Source organism: Rhodococcus sp. 06-1460-1B (genome assembly GCF_002258475.1).
Classification (GTDB): domain Bacteria; phylum Actinomycetota; class Actinomycetes; order Mycobacteriales; family Mycobacteriaceae; genus Rhodococcoides; species Rhodococcoides fascians.
The window spans coordinates 151,338-167,130 of sequence record NZ_NOYS01000004.1 but is presented as its reverse complement, the minus strand read 5'-3'; the positions used below and the strand labels follow the sequence as shown (position 1 = coordinate 167,130).

The window sequence follows — 15,793 nt, the reverse complement described above, 5'->3', positions numbered from 1 at the left end:
CCAACGGCGAAAACGCTCAATGGACGACGATAGCCCGGTGGGCTCCGCGCGGTGGTGCAGTCTTGAAACAGGCTTCCGACAACAACTCCGGACGATCCGGATCGAAGCGAGGAGTTTCATGACCGGCGACATTCAGTCACTGTCCCTGCGCGCGCTCGCGGCACACATCCGCGATCGCGAGATCTCGGCCCGCGAGGCGCTCGAGTCGCATCTGGCTCGCATCGACGACGTCAACCCTGTCGTCAACGCGATCGTGACCTTCGACATCGATGGGGCGACCGAACGTGCGAGTGCAGCAGACCGCGCAACGGTGTCCGGCGAGGCACTGCCCGTTCTGCACGGCGTCCCGATGACGCACAAGGACAATCACCTGACCGCCGGTCTGCGCACGACTTTCGGCTCGCCGATTCTGGCCGACAACGTCCCCACCGAGGACTCGGGCATCATCGCCCGCCTCAAGCGCGCAGGTGTCAACACCACCGGCAAATCCAACGTTCCCGAATTCGCTGCAGGTTCACACACTTTCAATCCGCTGTTCGGTACCACCACCAATCCGTACGATCCGACTCGCAGTGCCGGCGGCAGCAGTGGCGGTGCCGCCGCCGCCATCGCCGCCGGGATACAACCGGCGGGCGACGGGTCGGACATGGGCGGGTCGCTGCGCACTCCGGGATCGTTCTGCAACCTCGTCGGATACCGGCCGTCGTTGGGCCGAATTCCGATGCTGCCCGCCAAGAACCCGTGGGCCTGGATCGCTCGGCAGGGCGTGCTCGCGCACGACATCGAGGACGTGCGTTTTCTGATGCGCGCGCTCGCCGGTCCGGATTCGTCCAGTCCTCGTGGTCTCCCGCTCGACGACTCGTACCGCTCGGAGGAGGCCGGCTCGCTGCGTGGGCTGAAAGTAGCGTGGACAACGGATTTCGGTCTCGGCGTACCCGTCGACCGTGAGGTGACCGACGTCCTGAGCCGCCAACTGCACGTGTTCGAGCAACTCGGTGCCAGTGTGGACGTCGATTGCCCGGACCTGTCCGACGCGGACGAGGTGTTCCAGACGACGCGTGCGTTCGACTTCGCCACCGCCTACGGGCACCTGTTGGACGAACACCGGCACCGCATGAAGAGCGCCGTGCAGTGGAACGTCGACAAGGGAATGGCGCTCACGACACGAGACATGATCTCCGCCAACACCGCTCGCAAGAATCTCGATGCCGGAGTGCGGCAGTTCTTCTCGCGATACGACGTGTTGATCGCGCCTGCCGTTCAGGTACTTCCGTTCCCCGCGGACGAGGAGTACCCCGCCGTCGTCGACGGCACGCCGATGAACAATTACCTCGACTGGATGCGGGCCGCTTCGCTGATCTCGGCGACAGGCCTGCCGTCACTGTCGATGCCCGGCGGCTTCAGCTCCTCCGGCCTTCCGGTTGGATTGCAGATCGTCACCGCCGATCGCGCCGATCACCTGCTGCTTCGGGTGGCACATGCATTCGAAGCCGAGACGGCTTTCCACCGTCGTGCGCCCGAATCGGCGGCCGCCACCGTCTGACAGATCCGGCGGGCCGAGTTCAGGACCTGGCGACCGCGGCGACGATCAGATCGGTCAACTCCCCGATCGCTTCGGCCGGTGTGAGTGACCCGGATACGGCACCGTGGGACAACGCGTCTGCGGCACCGAAGACGGCGGTCAGAGATGGCGTGGACATGCCGTCGGCATCGGTGAACGGACGCAGAATCTCCCGACACCGCTCGAAGTAGGCGCGCTCGGCGGTGCGCTTGACCTGTTCGAGTTCGGGCGAACCTTCCAGTGCGGCAAGCACACCCGTCAATTCCCTCCCCTGGGCCAATGTGCACCCCACGTAGGAGTCGGCAATGGCCTTCGCCCGACCGCGGACCGTCATGGGTGCCGAGTCGAGAGATTCCTCCAGCATCGCCGCCTGCCTGGCATCGAATTCGGTGAACAGAGCGGCAAGAAGTTCGGCGCGGGAGGCGAAGTGGCTGTACACCACCGGTTTCGCGACACCGGCATGCTCTGCGAGCCGTCCGAGAGTCAACGCGTCGGCCCCCTCGGCGCGTACGAGAGCCCAGGACACCTCGATCAACTGTGCGTTTCGATCGGAGCGCGACAGCCTCGTCCGTGCCATTCCGCCACCTCCTTGCTTATGTACTAATAGTAACCTACTGTTCGTACATAGCCGATCTTCCCCAGCCGAAGGAACAGCCATGAACACGCTCGTCGTAGTCTCCCATCCCGACCCGCACTCTCTGACCCATCAGGTCGCTCACTCCGTAGTCGAGGCCATCCGATCCACGGGCACCACCGTGGAGACCGCAGATCTCGCCGCGGAGAGCTTCGATCCACGATTTTCGGCTGCAGATCTGAGCCTGTTTCGTGGAAACGGGAGCACACCGTCCGATGTAGCCGAGGAGCAGACACGGATCGACCGCGCCGAACACCTGGTTCTCGTCTTCCCGATGTACTGGTGGTCGATGCCGGCGCTACTGAAAGGCTGGATCGACCGCGTGTTCGTCGAGGGTTGGGCCTACGAATACGGCGACAGAGTATTCGTGAAGAAGCTGGACCGACTCACCATCCATCTGGTCGTCGTCGCGGGAGACGATGCAGACAGCTTCGAGCGCCATGGCGTCCACCAGGCAATTCGAACGCAGATCGAACGCGGCATCATCGAATACTGCGGTGCCACAGTGGGATCCACGAACTTCGTATACGGGTCGGACACCAGGAGTCGCGCGGAACTCGCTGCCGAGATCTCCGCTATCGGTAGCACGGTCGCAGACCGGGTCGCCGCGCAGCGCGCGCTCACCTGACCTGCGACAGCCACGCGGGATGAGTGTGGTCAACGATTCCGCTTCTGCTCGGCACGGATCAAGCCGCCGCCGACGATCAGCCGCTGAATTTCGCTGGTTCCCTCGTACAGGCGGAGAAGACGGACATCTCGATAGATTCGCTCGACGGGAACGCCGCGCATATACCCCGCGCCGCCGTGGATCTGGACGGCAAGGTCGGCAACTGTGCCGACCATCTCGGTGCAGAACAGCTTCACCGCCGACGGCGCGATCCGTCGATCGGTGTTTTCCACCCAGGCCCGGGCAGCCTCACGCACCATGGCCCGGCCTGCCATGACTCCCGTCTGCTGGTCGGCGATCATCGCCTGGACGAGTTGATGATTGCCGATGGGCTCGCCACCCTGCGTGGAAGACGCAGCGTAGGAGACGGATTCGTCCAGGGCACGCTGCGCTTGACCGACGGCGAGAGCTGCGATGTGGACGCGGCCGCGCGCCAACGACGTCATCGCTGCCCGGTATCCGATGTCACCGTTGCCACCCACCAGAGCGTCGGCGTCGACCTCGACGTCGGTGAACGTCACATCCGCGGTTCCTGCTCCCTGCTGACCCATCTTCGCGTCCTTGTCACCGACCTCGACACCCGCAGCGTCGGCGGGGACCAGAAACACCGCGATCCCGTTGCCGCTGTTCGGCTTCGGGTCCACTCGCGCGAACACGACGAACAGGTCCGCGATGGGCGCATTGGTGATGTAGCGCTTGCTTCCGCTGATGATCCAGCCAGTACCGTCCACTACTGCCGTCGTTCTCAACCCTGCCGGGTTCGAGCCGGCACCGTCCTCGGTCAACGCGAACGACGCGACGACGTCGCCGGCCGCCATGCCGGGCAACCACGTTGCCTTCTGCTCGTCGGTGCCGAACCCGACGAGCACCTGGCCCGCGATTCCGTTGTTGGTGCCGAACATCGACCGCAACGACAGTGTGGTGTAGCCGAGCTCCATGGCAATCTCGACATCCTGAACCAAGTCGAGGCCGAGACCACCGAACTCTTGCGGAATCGCGTATCCGAACAACCCCATCTCGGCGGACTGTCTCCGGAGATCGTCGGGAATCGAATCGGCGTTCATGATCTCGAGTTCACGCGGAACCACCCGCGATCGGACGAACTGGGAGACCTGCTTCTTCACGTCCGCGAAGACGTCGTCGGGTACCTCGGCATTGCGCACGGTCATGGCACCACTATCGACGCTGCCCACGGATCGGACAACCGACAACCGACAACCGACAACCGCGAGTAGTTGACACAACAATCATAGTGGGTACCATCGAATACAGTTGACATCGCAACTACTTCGGATGTCCACCCGACGAAAGGTCTCATCGATGACGAAGATCGCAATCATCTACTACTCCGCAACCGGCCACGGATCCACGATGGCGAACAAGCTCGCCGACGCAGCGACGGCAGCTGGAGCCGAAGTACGCGTGCGGCACATCGCGGAGACGCGCGACCCCAGCACCTTCGCCGAGAACCCCGCCTGGTCCGCCAACTACGAGGCAACCAAGGATCTTCCCGCTGCCAGCGGCGACGACATCGTCTGGGCCGATGGCGTCATCCTCGGATCTCCGACGCGTTTCGGTAGCACCGCAGCACCGTTCCAGAACTTCATGGACTCGCTCGGCGGCTACTGGGCCAAGGGTGAACTTGCGAACAAGGCATACGCCGCCTTCACCTCGAGCCAGACCGCGCACGGCGGCCAGGAGACCACGCTCATCGGTCTTTACACCTCGCTGATGCACTTCGGCGGCGTCCTGGTTCCGCCCGGATACACCGACGGACTGAAGTTCGCCGACGGCAACCCCTACGGCGTCAGCCACGTCACCGGCCCCGAGAACAAGAACGAACTGGACGACGCGACCACCGCAGCGCTGACCCACATGGCCACGCGCGTCGTCACCATCGCCGAGGCTCTGGCGAAGTAAAGGCCGGCTCTCGTCACCTCGAGAAGACCGACCGATTCGCGTCCGGGTCCGCACATCGCCAGTGCGGACCCGGACGTAGTACATGCGTGATGACAAACGGCGTGTTTGTCATCTCGGGCGCGCACCGCCATGCTGTGTGCAGGGAACAGCAACTCCGCTGACTTCTGCGAGCGGTCGGTGGCGTCGCCCACCGACTCGTCGCTGCGACGAGTGCGAAACGGACATCGATGAACGATCCCGGCTTCGATCCGCTCGTTCTCCGCGCCCTGTTCGACGAATCCCCCGACGTGGTGGCCCTGTCCGCGTTCTCCGGCAGCGTGATCGACGTCAATCCGGTCGGCCTCCGCCTGGTCGGCCTGGAAGAACTACCGTCGTCAGGCCTGTCCACAGCAGATTTCTTCACCGCCCGCGGGCTCGAAGTCTCCGGTGACGTCGAACATGCGTTGCAGACGACCGGTCACTGGCAGGGTCGTACCGAATTACGCCACTTCGTCTCCGGCGGGGGCATTCCCGTTGCCCTGTCCACGTTCGTCGTCCGACGTTCCGGGCGAGAACCCGACCTGATCGCCACGATCGTCCGTGACCGCACCCGTGGACACCAGCGCGATCTGGACCTGCTGGCCGCGGCTGTATCGGCGGAGAGAATCGCAGTCGAGCAACGGGCACTGGCCGAATTGAGCGCACTTGCCGTCACGGCGGACTTCGATACTGTGCTGACTGCGGCCACGAGCACGGCGGCCAAGTTGGTGGGCGTCGAGTCTGCGGCCCTGGCCCGACGTTCGGAGGACTCGACCGACCCGCTTCTGTCCGTCGACGCGATCACCCGCACGCTCCCACACGATTTCGTGCTTGCCACCGGCGACGGGTCGTTGACCGGTTATGCCTTGGCGCGAAGGGCGATCACCGTGTGTTCCGACGTCGAATCCGAAACACGATTCGACACCTCGGCCATGGCTGCCCTGGGCTTTCGCAGCGGTGCCGCCGTTCCGATCACCATCGGTGCCGGGCTGTGGGGCGTACTGATCCTGTTCGGCCGAGAACCACACGTTTTCGGCGACGGAGACATCGCATTCGTCTCCGCAGTCGCCGGAGTGCTCTCCGCTGCACTCGAACGAGTGGAACTCGACCGCGAGCTGCGCTGGCGCAGCGCGCACGATCCCTTGACCGAACTGCCGAATCGGGCGGTGGCGTACGACGCGATCGACACTGCGCTCGCACAGGTCGCGGACACCGGCGGCCGAGTGGCCCTGCTGTTGCTCGACGTCGACGATTTCAAGATCATCAACGACAGCCTCGGCCACGACGTCGGAGACCGCGCACTCGTGCACTTCTCACGCCGCCTGGCCGCGACCGCGAGACCTGGCGATACCGTGGCCAGGCTCGGCGGCGACGAATTCCTGATGATCTGCAATCACATCGACGACGTCGCACATGCCGAACGCGTCGCCGAGTGCATCCGTTCCGCTCTCGCGGCCCCTACCGCGGAAGACGAGGGCGACGACCCGATTCCGGTGAGCGCCAGCATCGGAGTTGCGGTGTCCACTGCGGGCTCGACCCGACGCGAGCTCCTTCGATCGGCCGACCTGGCGATGTACCGCGCCAAGGACACCAGGGCCGGGCACGCCGTCTTCGACTCGAGCGACCTCTACGACGCCGACCGTGTGCGCTCCATGTCGGTGGACCTGCGCCGCGCCGTGGCCTCCGGCGACCTGACACTGGACTACCAACCCGTGATCGACGTCGAGACCGGACACATCGTTTCCGTCGAAGCTCTGGCGCGTTGGCAGCACCCAAATCTCGGTCCCATCGAACCGTCCGAATTCGTTGCCGTGGCCGAACGCACGGGTGTGGCAACGCTTCTCGACGATTGGGCCCTCACCACCGCCTGTCGACAACTCGTCGACTGGCGCGGGCTGGGCTGCGTCGGCATGCGCGTCAACATCAGCGCGCTGCAACTGCGCGACCCGGCCTTTCCCGATCGAGTGGCTGCCGCCCTGCTCACCACCGGTGCGCACGCTGACGGCGTCGTTCTCGAACTCACCGAGACGGAATGGCTCGCCGACACCGGCACGGTTGCGTCCAATTTGGCGAGACTCCACGAGATGGGAGTTGCGTTGTCACTCGACGATGTCGGGAAGGGCTACAGCAGCCTGGCCTACCTCGAACGATTCCCGGTGATCGGCAGCTTCAAGATCGACCGAACGTACATCGACGCTCTCGACACCGAGCGAGGACGAGAAGTGTTGACCGCCATCGTGTCACTGGCGAAAGCCTACGGCGTGACCGTCGTGGGCGAAGGCGTCGAGACGCAGGCTCAACTCGCCGCCCTCACCGCAGCCGGATGCAATCTGGTGCAAGGGTTTCTGCTGGGTCGGCCCGCCGACGCCGAGCACACGGCGCTACTACTGTCCCGTGACAGCGCAGCGCGACAACGCTGAGCACGTCGAACACGGGCCTCGATCTCACCGCCGGGGGCGCGCCGATGCGACGAGCATCGCCAGACCCATCTCGAAGGCGCGGGTGGCAATGGGATCGTCGGCATCCTCGTGTTGGACGGTCTCGTAGGCCGCGGCCAACCGCGGGAAAGCCTCCTCCTGGCCGGCAGGATCGAATACGACACTCGGGCCGGACATGTCGAGGACACTGCCGAGGATGAACGATTCGAACGCCGTCAGCAGAGGCAACACGTCCCTGCTCGCCCAGCCCACCGCCTCTGCGGCAACAGAGAAATCCTCGTACTCCGCCAACAGCACCGGGGTCGATGCGCGTGTGGTCATGAGGAGGGGAACGGCGCGGTGATGCTCCGCGAACGCCAATCGATAGGACCTCGCCCATTCGACGAGGCCCTCCTCCCAGGGCAATTCGCGTAGCGGTGCCGAGTCGATTCGGGCCGAGACCAGAGCTCGGACGTCTTCGATCATCGCCGCGCGGTCGGCGACGTGGTTGTAGAGGGAAGTAGGGTTCACGCCCAATTTCAGCGCCACGCCCCGCATGCTCGCACCGTCGGCTCCGTGCCGATCGACCAGGGCCAATGCGGTGCGGGCGATCAGGTCACGGCTGAGAATGGCGCGAGGTGGTCGTGCCATGGTCGCCTCCTCTCGGGCGGTCGTCGAGTACGGACAGCCTTGCATGTCGGGATTTTTTTCGATTCACCCGTTCCCAAAACCGACAGTGTGTGTTTTAGTTCTGTCATGACTTCTTCTTCCTTCACCGTGGTCGAGGCCGATGTCGCCGGCGTTTCCGCCGCGCTCGCCGAGGGCACTGTGACGAGCGTCGAACTGGTAGCGCGTTACCTCAATCGAATCGGGCACTACGACCGCACCGGCATCAGCCTCAACGCCGTTCCGGTACTGAACCCCGACGCGTTCGAGGAAGCCCGCGCAGCCGACCGGCGCCGGAGCGCTGGGCAGACCCTCGGCCCGATGGACGGAATCCCCTACACCGCCAAGTCCAGCTACAAGGTGCGCGGCCTCCCTGTGACGGCCGGCTCGCCCGCATTCGAGACCCTCGTCGCGACCGACGACGCCTTCGCCGTGGCCCAGCTGCGAGCGGCAGGCGCCATCTGCCTGGGCCTGACCAACATGCCGCCGATGGCAGCGGGTGGAATGCAGCGCGGACTCTACGGACGCGCCGAAAGCCCCTACTCCGCAGAGTTTCTCACCTCGGCGTTCGGCTCGGGATCGTCGAACGGATCGGGTACTGCGACAGCTGCGAGTTTCGCTGCCTTCGGACTCGCCGAGGAAACCTGGTCCTCGGGCCGCGCACCCGCGTCGAACAATGCGCTCGTCGCCTACACGCCCTCTCGCGGGGTGATCTCGGTGCGGGGCAACTGGCCGTTGGTGCCCACGATGGATGTCGTTGTGCCGCATGCCCGTACGGTCGACGACCTACTGCACCTACTGGACGTGGTCGTGGCCGACGACGCGGTCACCGAGGGCGACCTGTGGCGCATGCAGGAGTGGGTGTCGATCCCCCCGGCCTCGGATGTTCGGCCCGCGTCCTTCACCGATCTGCCGCCACTGCCGTTGCAGGGGCTCCGGCTCGCCGTACCTCGCCTGTACGTCAACGGCGATCCCGACAGCGCATATCCGATCCATACCCGCGATTCGGTGATGACCCTGTGGCAGACCATGCGTGACGATCTGGCGGCTGCAGGCGCAGAAGTGATCGACACCGACTTCCCCGTCGTGGAGAACTACGAAGGCCTGCACCCGAACTCGCAGACCATGGTCGACCGCGGTCTCGTTCCCGCCGAGTTCCTCGACCGCGAGCTGGAAGAACTCTCCGTGTGGGCGTTCGACAGCTTCCTCGCCGCGAACGGTCAGCCAGGCCTGCGCGGCCTGGCCGAGACCGACGGGGCGCGCATCTTCCCGCATCCCACGGGCGCGCTACCCGATCGCTACGGCATTCTGCCGTTCGACACGGCCTACGATCTGGCGGACTACGTTCCCATGGCGAAAGCAGGGGTGACGCCGTTCGATCGCATTCCGTCCGTGGAGGCCGGCATGCGCGGATTGGAAGAGGTCCGCCGCGTCGACTTCGAGAAGTGGTTGCAGGACAACCGCTTCGACGCAGTCGTCTTTCCTGCCGTCGCCGATGTCGGCCCCGCCGACGCCGATGTCGACGTCGCGTCCGCCGATATCGCCTGGCGCAACGGAGTCTGGGTGGCCAACGGCAATCTCGTTCCCCGCCACCTCGGCATACCCACCGTCACCGTTCCCATGGGGTCGATGAGCGACACGTCGATGCCGGTGGGCTTGACCCTGGCCGGTGCTGCCTACTCCGATTCGACCCTGCTGCGTCTCGCCCGTTCCGTCGACGCCCTCGGGGCACGACGAATGGCTCCCGCACGCACCCCGGCACTGACCGACGAGCACGTGTTCGACGGCATCGTCGGTGCCGGTGACTCGGATGCCTCCATCGCAGTGACCGACGTGCAGATTCGGCCGGGCTCCGCGGGCGACGAACTCACCTTCGCCGTCCGGATCGACGGCGGTTCCATCGACGACGTACAGGCTTTCGTCGACGGAGTGCGGGTGCCGCTCCACACGACGGGCAGCGCCGTCACCGGGACAGTGTCGATTCCGCCGGGTTCGTACGACACCCTGCACAGTGAGTGGCGGGCACCGTACGGTCCCCTCGTCGTCGCCGTCGCCCGCTGCGCAGACGGTGGTGTCGCCGGTGCCATGGCGACCACCGACGGATCGCCTCTCTGATCATGACCATTCCACTGACGCCCGACGCCACCCGGCTTCCACTGAACACTCGACGAGCGACGTCGACATTCGGCATGTCCGTACTCGGCCTGCTGACCGCAAACCTGTTGCCGTTCATGGTGATCGCACTCCAGGACTCCCTCGGCGTCAGCGTCGCCGAGGCGGGGACCATCATGACGGGCTCGCTGCTCGCCACCGCGCTGGCCTGTATCGCGGTCACCCGACTGGCCGAGGGGTCGCGGCGGATCGCGGTAGCCCGAGTCGGTCTCGTGGTGACCGCACTCGGATTCGGTGTCGCTGCGTTCCCGCTCGGTGCCACCGTCACTGTCGTCGGCGTCATCGTCGGAGGTGCGGGAGCCGGCGGCGCACTGGCCGCGAGCGGTGCAGCTCTGGCGGCACTGCGCAATCCCAACCGGATGTCGGCCGCCAACGGACTCGTCAACCGAGCCGTCGTGACCCTCGTCCTCGCGGTGATCCCGCTGGTCGGGGTCGGCCTGGGCAGTGTCTACGGATTCGTCGCGGCTCTGGCGGTCGTTCTCCTGGTGACGTCGGGTTGGTTGCCCGCCGCACCCGTACTCGACTCACCCGACCCGGTGCGACGGGCTGTGGAGCCGCCGGCCTCGGTCGGCACGCGGCGCATCACAGTTGCCGGAGTGTCCCTGCTGGTGATGTACGCGGTGTGGGCGATCAGCGAGGATTCACTCTGGGCGATCGCAGGCACCATGGGCGCAGACAATGCGCAGCTGAGCGACGCAGCACTCGGTGTAGTTCTCAGCGCATCCAGCGCAGGGGGATTCTTCGCCGCCCTCGTGCTCATCCTGCTCGGCGACCGGGTGGGCCGCGCACTTCCGATGGCGGTCCTACTGATCGTCGGTGGTGCCCTGAAACTCGGTACGTCCCTCGCCACCGATCCCACGGTGTACGGCGTGCTCCTCGTCGCGTGGAACTCGGTGTACCTGGCGGCCTTCCTGTTCTTCATCGCCACCGCGGCCGCACTGGATGCCAACGGCAGATTCTCGGGTCCCTCGCTCGGCGTGTATCTCGTGGGTACCAGTTTCGCTCCAGCGTTCGGTGGTTGGCTCGTGGAGTCGTTCGGCTACAGCACATTCGGCTGGGTCGTAGGCGTGACCAGTTGGTTGTTGGTCGTACCGGTCGTTCTCGTCGCACGCTTGTCCACCCGCGTCGAACAGGCAGAAAACCCAGCACGGCAATCGGATTCGCTACCGCAGGAGACATCTCGATGACAACCCCGACCACCCGGACCGCACTGGTGAACGGCAGGATCCTCAGTTCCTCCGGCACTCTGGAGGCCGTCGCCGACGGTAGCTTGGCCGAGGCCGATCGTGTGGTGATCGACGGCGACCACATCGCCGAGGTGCACCTGCCCGGCACCACGCACGCGGCGTCCGCCGACGTCACGGTGGACCTCGAAGGCCGATTCGTCCTCCCCGGATTCGTCGACTCGCACGTACACCTGCTGTGGCTCGGTGCCGGGCTCAGCAGCGTAGCCCTCACCGACGCAGGCGATCTCGCGGAGATTCGACGCCGGCTGGTCGACGCACGAGAATCCCTCGGCTCCGAGGCGACCATGCTGCGCGGCCGCGGCTGGCTCTTCGATGCCATCGACGGTGAACCCACCGCAGCCATGCTCGACGAGGTCGTCTCGGACATTCCGGTGCTCCTCGACTCCAACGACATGCACTCGATCTGGGTCAACACCGCCGCACTCGAAGCGATGGGAATCGACGCGACGACAACGGATCCGGCCGGTGGCCGGATCTCGCGTCTTCCCGACGGCTCACCCGCCGGGATGCTGTACGAACGCGCCGCGCACGAATTGGGTTGGGCCTACCTGTCTTCGGTCACCTCGAACCAGGATCGAGAGCGACACATAGGGCGTGCGCTCGACGCGTTCGCGGCCGCCGGTGTCACCTCGGTCGTCGATATGGGGATGGACGAAGACGGCTGGCGCGCGCTGTGCGGTGTCGCGCAGCGCTCGGGAGGCCGGCTACCGGTCCGTGTCTCGGCGCATTGGCTCGTCGTCGATACCGGTGACGCGCAGCGCAATCTGGACCAGGTGAACCGTGTTCTCGAGCTGCGGAACGACCCGACACCGTGGCTCGAGCTCGTCGGTATCAAGCTCGTACTCGACGGTGTCATCGACGCGTGTACCGCAGCGTTGAACTACCCGTACGCCAACGGCACCAACGGAGACCTGCTGTGGAGCGCCGAGGCCCTTCTACCCGTCGTCGTCGCCGCGGATGCTGCACAACTGCGTCTGGCCATCCATGCCATCGGCGATCTGGCCAGCGACATGGCCCTCGATGTTCTCGAGGAGATGATCGACGTCAATCCGCCGTGGGATCGACGACCGCGGCTCGAGCACCTCGAAATCGTCAGCGCTCGGACACCCGACCGAATGGCTCGGCTGGGCATCACGGCATCGGTACAGCCGGTGCACTCCGACCCTGCGATCCAACCGAACTGGCGCGCCCAGTTGGGCGACGACCGCGTCGAACGCGGCTACCCGTGGACGTCGTTCACCGCTGCGGGGGCCCGCCTGGCGTTCGGCACCGATGCCCCGACCGCGCCCCACGAGGCGCTGGCGAATTTGTACATCGCCACGACGAGACGCTCGGCCACCGACCACTCGCTACCACCGAACGAGCCGCAGTTCGCGGTGCCGCTCGACGCCGCCCTACGCCACGCGACATTCGACTCCGCCGCGTCCTTCGATGCCGATTCGCGGGTCGGTCGAGTGCAACCCGGCATGTACGCCGACCTCGTCGTACTGGACGGTGACGTACTCGACGGAGGCAATCTGTTGGCTGTGTCGGTCGTGCGCACCATCGTCGGCGGCAAGACCGTGTTCGAGAAAGAGACCGAGGAAACCCATGTCTGACACCGTGTTCGACTTTTTCGCCCAGCCCGAGCTACCGACGCCGACCCTCGAGTCCGACGAGGTCCGTAGGCTGATGGACGAAAACTTCGGATTGGCATGCACCCTCACCGAACTCGGCAGCCAGCAGGACCAGAACTTCGTGGTTCGCGACATCGACAGCGGCACCCCGGTCGGCGTCCTCAAGCTGAGCAACCCGGTGTTCAGCGAGTCCGAGATCGAGTTGCAGGACCTCGCCGCAAGCATCGTTGCCGAGCGAGAGCCGACGCTGCGTACCCCGGAGGTGGTCGTCGGCCCGCGCGGACCTATGTCCGCATGGTGGAACTCGTCGCAGGGGCGCATCCACGGCCGGGTCATCGAATTCATCTCGGGCACAACGCTGATGGGCTCGAACTATCTCTCCCCCGCCGCGGCCGCGCGGATGGGTGAACTCGCAGGCAAGGTCAGCGTTGCACTCTCCGATGTCGACCACCCGGCGTCGGGCCGGGTGCTGCAATGGGATCTGCGCCATGCCGATCGCGTCATCGCGACGCTGTTGCCCGACGAGCCGGACCAGGATGTCAGCGAATTCATCACCGACGTCACCGCATCGGCCATGCGTCAGTTGCATTCGGTGTCGGCCGACCTGCCCCTTCAACTCGGTCACTTCGACATCACCGACGACAACGTTCTCGCGCCGACGGCACCCGGGTCGCTCCCCGACGCCGTCATCGACTTCGGCGATGTCAGTCGATCGTGGGCGGTCAACGAAATTGCGGTGACCTTGTCCTCGCTGCTGCACCACGACGGCTTCGCGCCGGTCGACGCACTGCCCGCCATCCGCGCCTTCCACGCCGCACGTCCGCTGAGCGAGAACGAGATCGAGGCACTCTGGCCATTGGTCACCCTGCGCGGAGTGGTCCTCGTACTCAGCGGCCGTCAGCAGGTACGCCTCGACGCCGGGAACTCGTACGCCGACTCCGCGCTGGATCGCGAATTCCGCATCCTCACCCAAGCAGCATCGGTGCCCTGCGCCGTGATGACCGAAACCATCCGTCGGGCACTGGGGTTGGACGCCCGGCCGCGACCGACCTGGCAGGGCGAACCGTTGGTCGCCGGTATGTCCGACGCCGTGACCATCGACGCGGGCACCACGTCGACCGTCAACGACGAAGGGCGCTGGCTCGACCGACACACCCTGACGGCCGCCGCGCTTGCCGCACTCGATGCAGGCGCTCCCGCCGCAGTCGTACCTGCGTGGTCTGCTCGACTCACCGGTGGACCCAGCCGCACTCCCACAGAGCCGGCCACGATCTCCACTGCGCTGACCATCTGGCTCGCCCAGGACACCACGCTCGACGTGCCTGCAGACTGCTACACCACGCACACCGACGACGGCATCACCGTCACGTCCGGTGACGACGCCGTCTACTTCGTCGGAGTGCAGTACTCGCCGAATACCCTTGTGCTGCCGGCGCGTACACCGATCGACGTTCAGCTCACGCGCGCGGACTCGGGGCCGATACCACTGCGCGTCGAGCCCTCGTATTCCCACGGTTGGTCGGTACTCGCCGGAGACCCAGCGCCGGCACTCGGGCTGCCCCCTACCGTCGTCGCCCCCGAGGACGACACCCTCGAGCGCCGCGAACGGCTGCTCGCCGAGGTCCAGGAGCACTACTACGCGGAGCCGCCCCGCATCGAGCGGGGGTGGCGTGAGTACCTGGCCGATGTCGACGGCCGGGTCTACCTCGACATGGTCAACAACGTCGCGTCCGTCGGCCATGCCCACCCGAAGGTGGTGGCGGCCGCCCATCGGCAGATGCAACTGCTCAACACCAACTCGCGCTTCAACTATCGTGCGATCACGGAATTCGCAGAACGCATCACCGCGACCCTCCCCGACGAACTCGACACCGTGTTCTTCGTCAACTCCGGTTCGGAGGCAACCGATCTCGCCATCCGGATCGCGATGGCCGCGACCGGCCGTACCGACATCGTGGCCATGAAGGAGGCCTACCACGGGTGGACCTTCGCCAGCGACGCCGTCTCGACCTCGATAGCCGACAATCCCAATGCCCTTGCCACCCGGCCGGACTGGGTACACACCGTCGATGCCGCGAACTCCTACCGAGGAAAGCACCGCGGTGACGACGCCTCGAGGTACGCACCCGAGGCCGTGCAGTTCATCGACGACCTGGCTGCGGCAGGCACTCTCCCCGCCGGGTTCATCTGCGAGTCCTACTACGGCAACGCCGGAGGAGTCGCACTTCCCGACGGCTACCTCCAGCAGGTCTACGCCGCCGTCCGCAAGCACGGTGGCGTCGCGATCTCCGACGAAGTACAGGTCGGTTACGGCCGACTCGGCGAGTGGTTCTGGGGCTTTCAGCAGCAGCAGGCGATTCCCGACGTCATCGCGGTCGCGAAATCCATCGGTACCGGTCAACCCGTCGGCGTCGTTGTCACGACCCGAAAGATCGCCGACCGCTATCGCACCGGTGGCTACTTCTTCTCCTCCACGGGCGGATCGCCGGTGTCGTCGATGATCGGTCTCGCCGTGCTCGACGTCATCCAACAAGAGGGGTTGCAGGAGAACGCGCGCGTCGTCGGTGGCCACCTGAAGTCTCGACTCCAGGCCCTCGCGACCGAGCACCCCATCGTGGGCACGGTGCACGGCTCGGGGTTGTACCTGGGACTCGAATTCATCCGCGACCACTCCACCCTCGAGCCCGCCACCGAGGAAACCGAGGCCATCTGCAATCGACTCCTCGAACTGGGAGTGATCATGCAACCGACCGGCGACCACCAGAACGTGCTCAAGATCAAACCGCCCCTGTGCGTCTCGAAGGAATCGGTCGACTACTTCGTCGACTCGTTGAACAGAGTCCTGACCACCGGCTGGTAGGCGGCAAATCGGCTC

Annotated in this window: 11 protein-coding genes; 8 read left to right on the top strand and 3 right to left on the bottom strand. The window is 65.6% G+C overall.

The genetic code is table 11. The features are described 5' to 3' along the window. Nucleotides 1-118 precede the first annotated feature (118 nt). Complete coding sequence (locus CH268_RS01360) at nt 119-1,543, top strand: amidase (RefSeq protein ID WP_094662098.1); 1,425 nt, start codon at nt 119-121, stop codon at nt 1,541-1,543. 19 nt (nt 1,544-1,562) lie between these two features. Here CH268_RS01360 and CH268_RS01355 read toward each other — a convergent pair whose 3' ends face one another. Next, nucleotides 1,563-2,138, bottom strand: a complete 576-nt coding sequence (locus CH268_RS01355; RefSeq protein ID WP_032381506.1) for a TetR/AcrR family transcriptional regulator — start codon at nt 2,136-2,138, stop codon at nt 1,563-1,565. A gap of 79 nt (nt 2,139-2,217) precedes the next feature. On the opposite strand from CH268_RS01355, the gene CH268_RS01350 reads away from it, so the two are divergent. Next, a complete protein-coding gene (locus CH268_RS01350; RefSeq protein ID WP_094662096.1) occupies nt 2,218-2,823 on the top strand; it encodes an NAD(P)H-dependent oxidoreductase in 606 nt (201 codons plus the stop codon). A 29-nt stretch (nt 2,824-2,852) separates the two neighbouring features. Here CH268_RS01350 and CH268_RS01345 read toward each other — a convergent pair whose 3' ends face one another. Continuing rightward, nucleotides 2,853-4,031 carry an acyl-CoA dehydrogenase family protein gene (locus CH268_RS01345; protein ID WP_032386445.1) on the bottom strand — a complete coding sequence of 393 codons (1,179 nt, stop codon included), beginning with the start codon at nt 4,029-4,031 and terminating at the stop codon, nt 2,853-2,855. Nucleotides 4,032-4,182: 151 nt separating this feature from the next. On the opposite strand from CH268_RS01345, the gene wrbA reads away from it, so the two are divergent. Then, nucleotides 4,183-4,782: an NAD(P)H:quinone oxidoreductase gene (gene wrbA, locus CH268_RS01340; protein ID WP_027495694.1), complete on the top strand. Its 600-nt coding sequence runs from the start codon at nt 4,183-4,185 to the stop codon at nt 4,780-4,782. Nucleotides 4,783-5,009: 227 nt separating this feature from the next. After that, complete coding sequence (locus tag CH268_RS01335; protein WP_094662094.1) at nt 5,010-7,220, top strand: sensor domain-containing protein; 2,211 nt, start codon at nt 5,010-5,012, stop codon at nt 7,218-7,220. Nucleotides 7,221-7,244: 24 nt separating this feature from the next. On the opposite strand, the gene CH268_RS01330 is transcribed toward CH268_RS01335, so the two are convergent. Further along, on the bottom strand, nt 7,245-7,868 hold the full coding sequence (locus CH268_RS01330; protein WP_032367318.1) for a TetR/AcrR family transcriptional regulator: 624 nt from the start codon (nt 7,866-7,868) through the stop codon (nt 7,245-7,247). 105 nt (nt 7,869-7,973) lie between these two features. Here CH268_RS01330 and CH268_RS01325 point away from each other — a divergent pair, with 105 nt between their 5' ends. From CH268_RS01325 to CH268_RS01310, 4 genes are read left to right on the top strand one after another with little or no spacing between them, the layout of a single operon-like run. Beyond that, nucleotides 7,974-9,998, top strand: coding sequence for an amidase (locus CH268_RS01325; protein WP_048317438.1), 2,025 nt, complete (start codon nt 7,974-7,976; stop codon nt 9,996-9,998). A gap of 2 nt (nt 9,999-10,000) precedes the next feature. Continuing rightward, on the top strand, nt 10,001-11,242 hold the full coding sequence (locus CH268_RS01320; protein WP_094662092.1) for an MFS transporter: 1,242 nt from the start codon (nt 10,001-10,003) through the stop codon (nt 11,240-11,242). After that, nucleotides 11,239-12,900, top strand: coding sequence for an amidohydrolase (locus CH268_RS01315; RefSeq protein WP_094662090.1), 1,662 nt, complete (start codon nt 11,239-11,241; stop codon nt 12,898-12,900). Before CH268_RS01320 ends, CH268_RS01315 begins: the two co-directional genes overlap by 4 nt. After that, complete coding sequence (locus CH268_RS01310) at nt 12,893-15,778, top strand: aminotransferase (protein WP_094662088.1); 2,886 nt, start codon at nt 12,893-12,895, stop codon at nt 15,776-15,778. The genes CH268_RS01315 and CH268_RS01310 overlap by 8 nt, the downstream gene beginning before the upstream one ends. The last annotated feature ends 15 nt before the right edge of the window (nt 15,779-15,793 follow it).

Coding starts and splice junctions, on each gene's coding strand:
- wrbA (WP_027495694.1), top strand. CDS start 4,183: ATGACGAAGATCGCAATCATCTACTACTCCGCAACCGGCCACGGATCC.
- CH268_RS01315 (WP_094662090.1), top strand. CDS start 11,239: ATGACAACCCCGACCACCCGGACCGCACTGGTGAACGGCAGGATCCTC.
- CH268_RS01355 (WP_032381506.1), bottom strand. CDS start 2,138: ATGGCACGGACGAGGCTGTCGCGCTCCGATCGAAACGCACAGTTGATC.
- CH268_RS01325 (WP_048317438.1), top strand. CDS start 7,974: ATGACTTCTTCTTCCTTCACCGTGGTCGAGGCCGATGTCGCCGGCGTT.
- CH268_RS01330 (WP_032367318.1), bottom strand. CDS start 7,868: ATGGCACGACCACCTCGCGCCATTCTCAGCCGTGACCTGATCGCCCGC.
- CH268_RS01345 (WP_032386445.1), bottom strand. CDS start 4,031: ATGACCGTGCGCAATGCCGAGGTACCCGACGACGTCTTCGCGGACGTG.
- CH268_RS01310 (WP_094662088.1), top strand. CDS start 12,893: ATGTCTGACACCGTGTTCGACTTTTTCGCCCAGCCCGAGCTACCGACG.
- CH268_RS01360 (WP_094662098.1), top strand. CDS start 119: ATGACCGGCGACATTCAGTCACTGTCCCTGCGCGCGCTCGCGGCACAC.
- CH268_RS01320 (WP_094662092.1), top strand. CDS start 10,001: ATGACCATTCCACTGACGCCCGACGCCACCCGGCTTCCACTGAACACT.
- CH268_RS01335 (WP_094662094.1), top strand. CDS start 5,010: ATGAACGATCCCGGCTTCGATCCGCTCGTTCTCCGCGCCCTGTTCGAC.
- CH268_RS01350 (WP_094662096.1), top strand. CDS start 2,218: ATGAACACGCTCGTCGTAGTCTCCCATCCCGACCCGCACTCTCTGACC.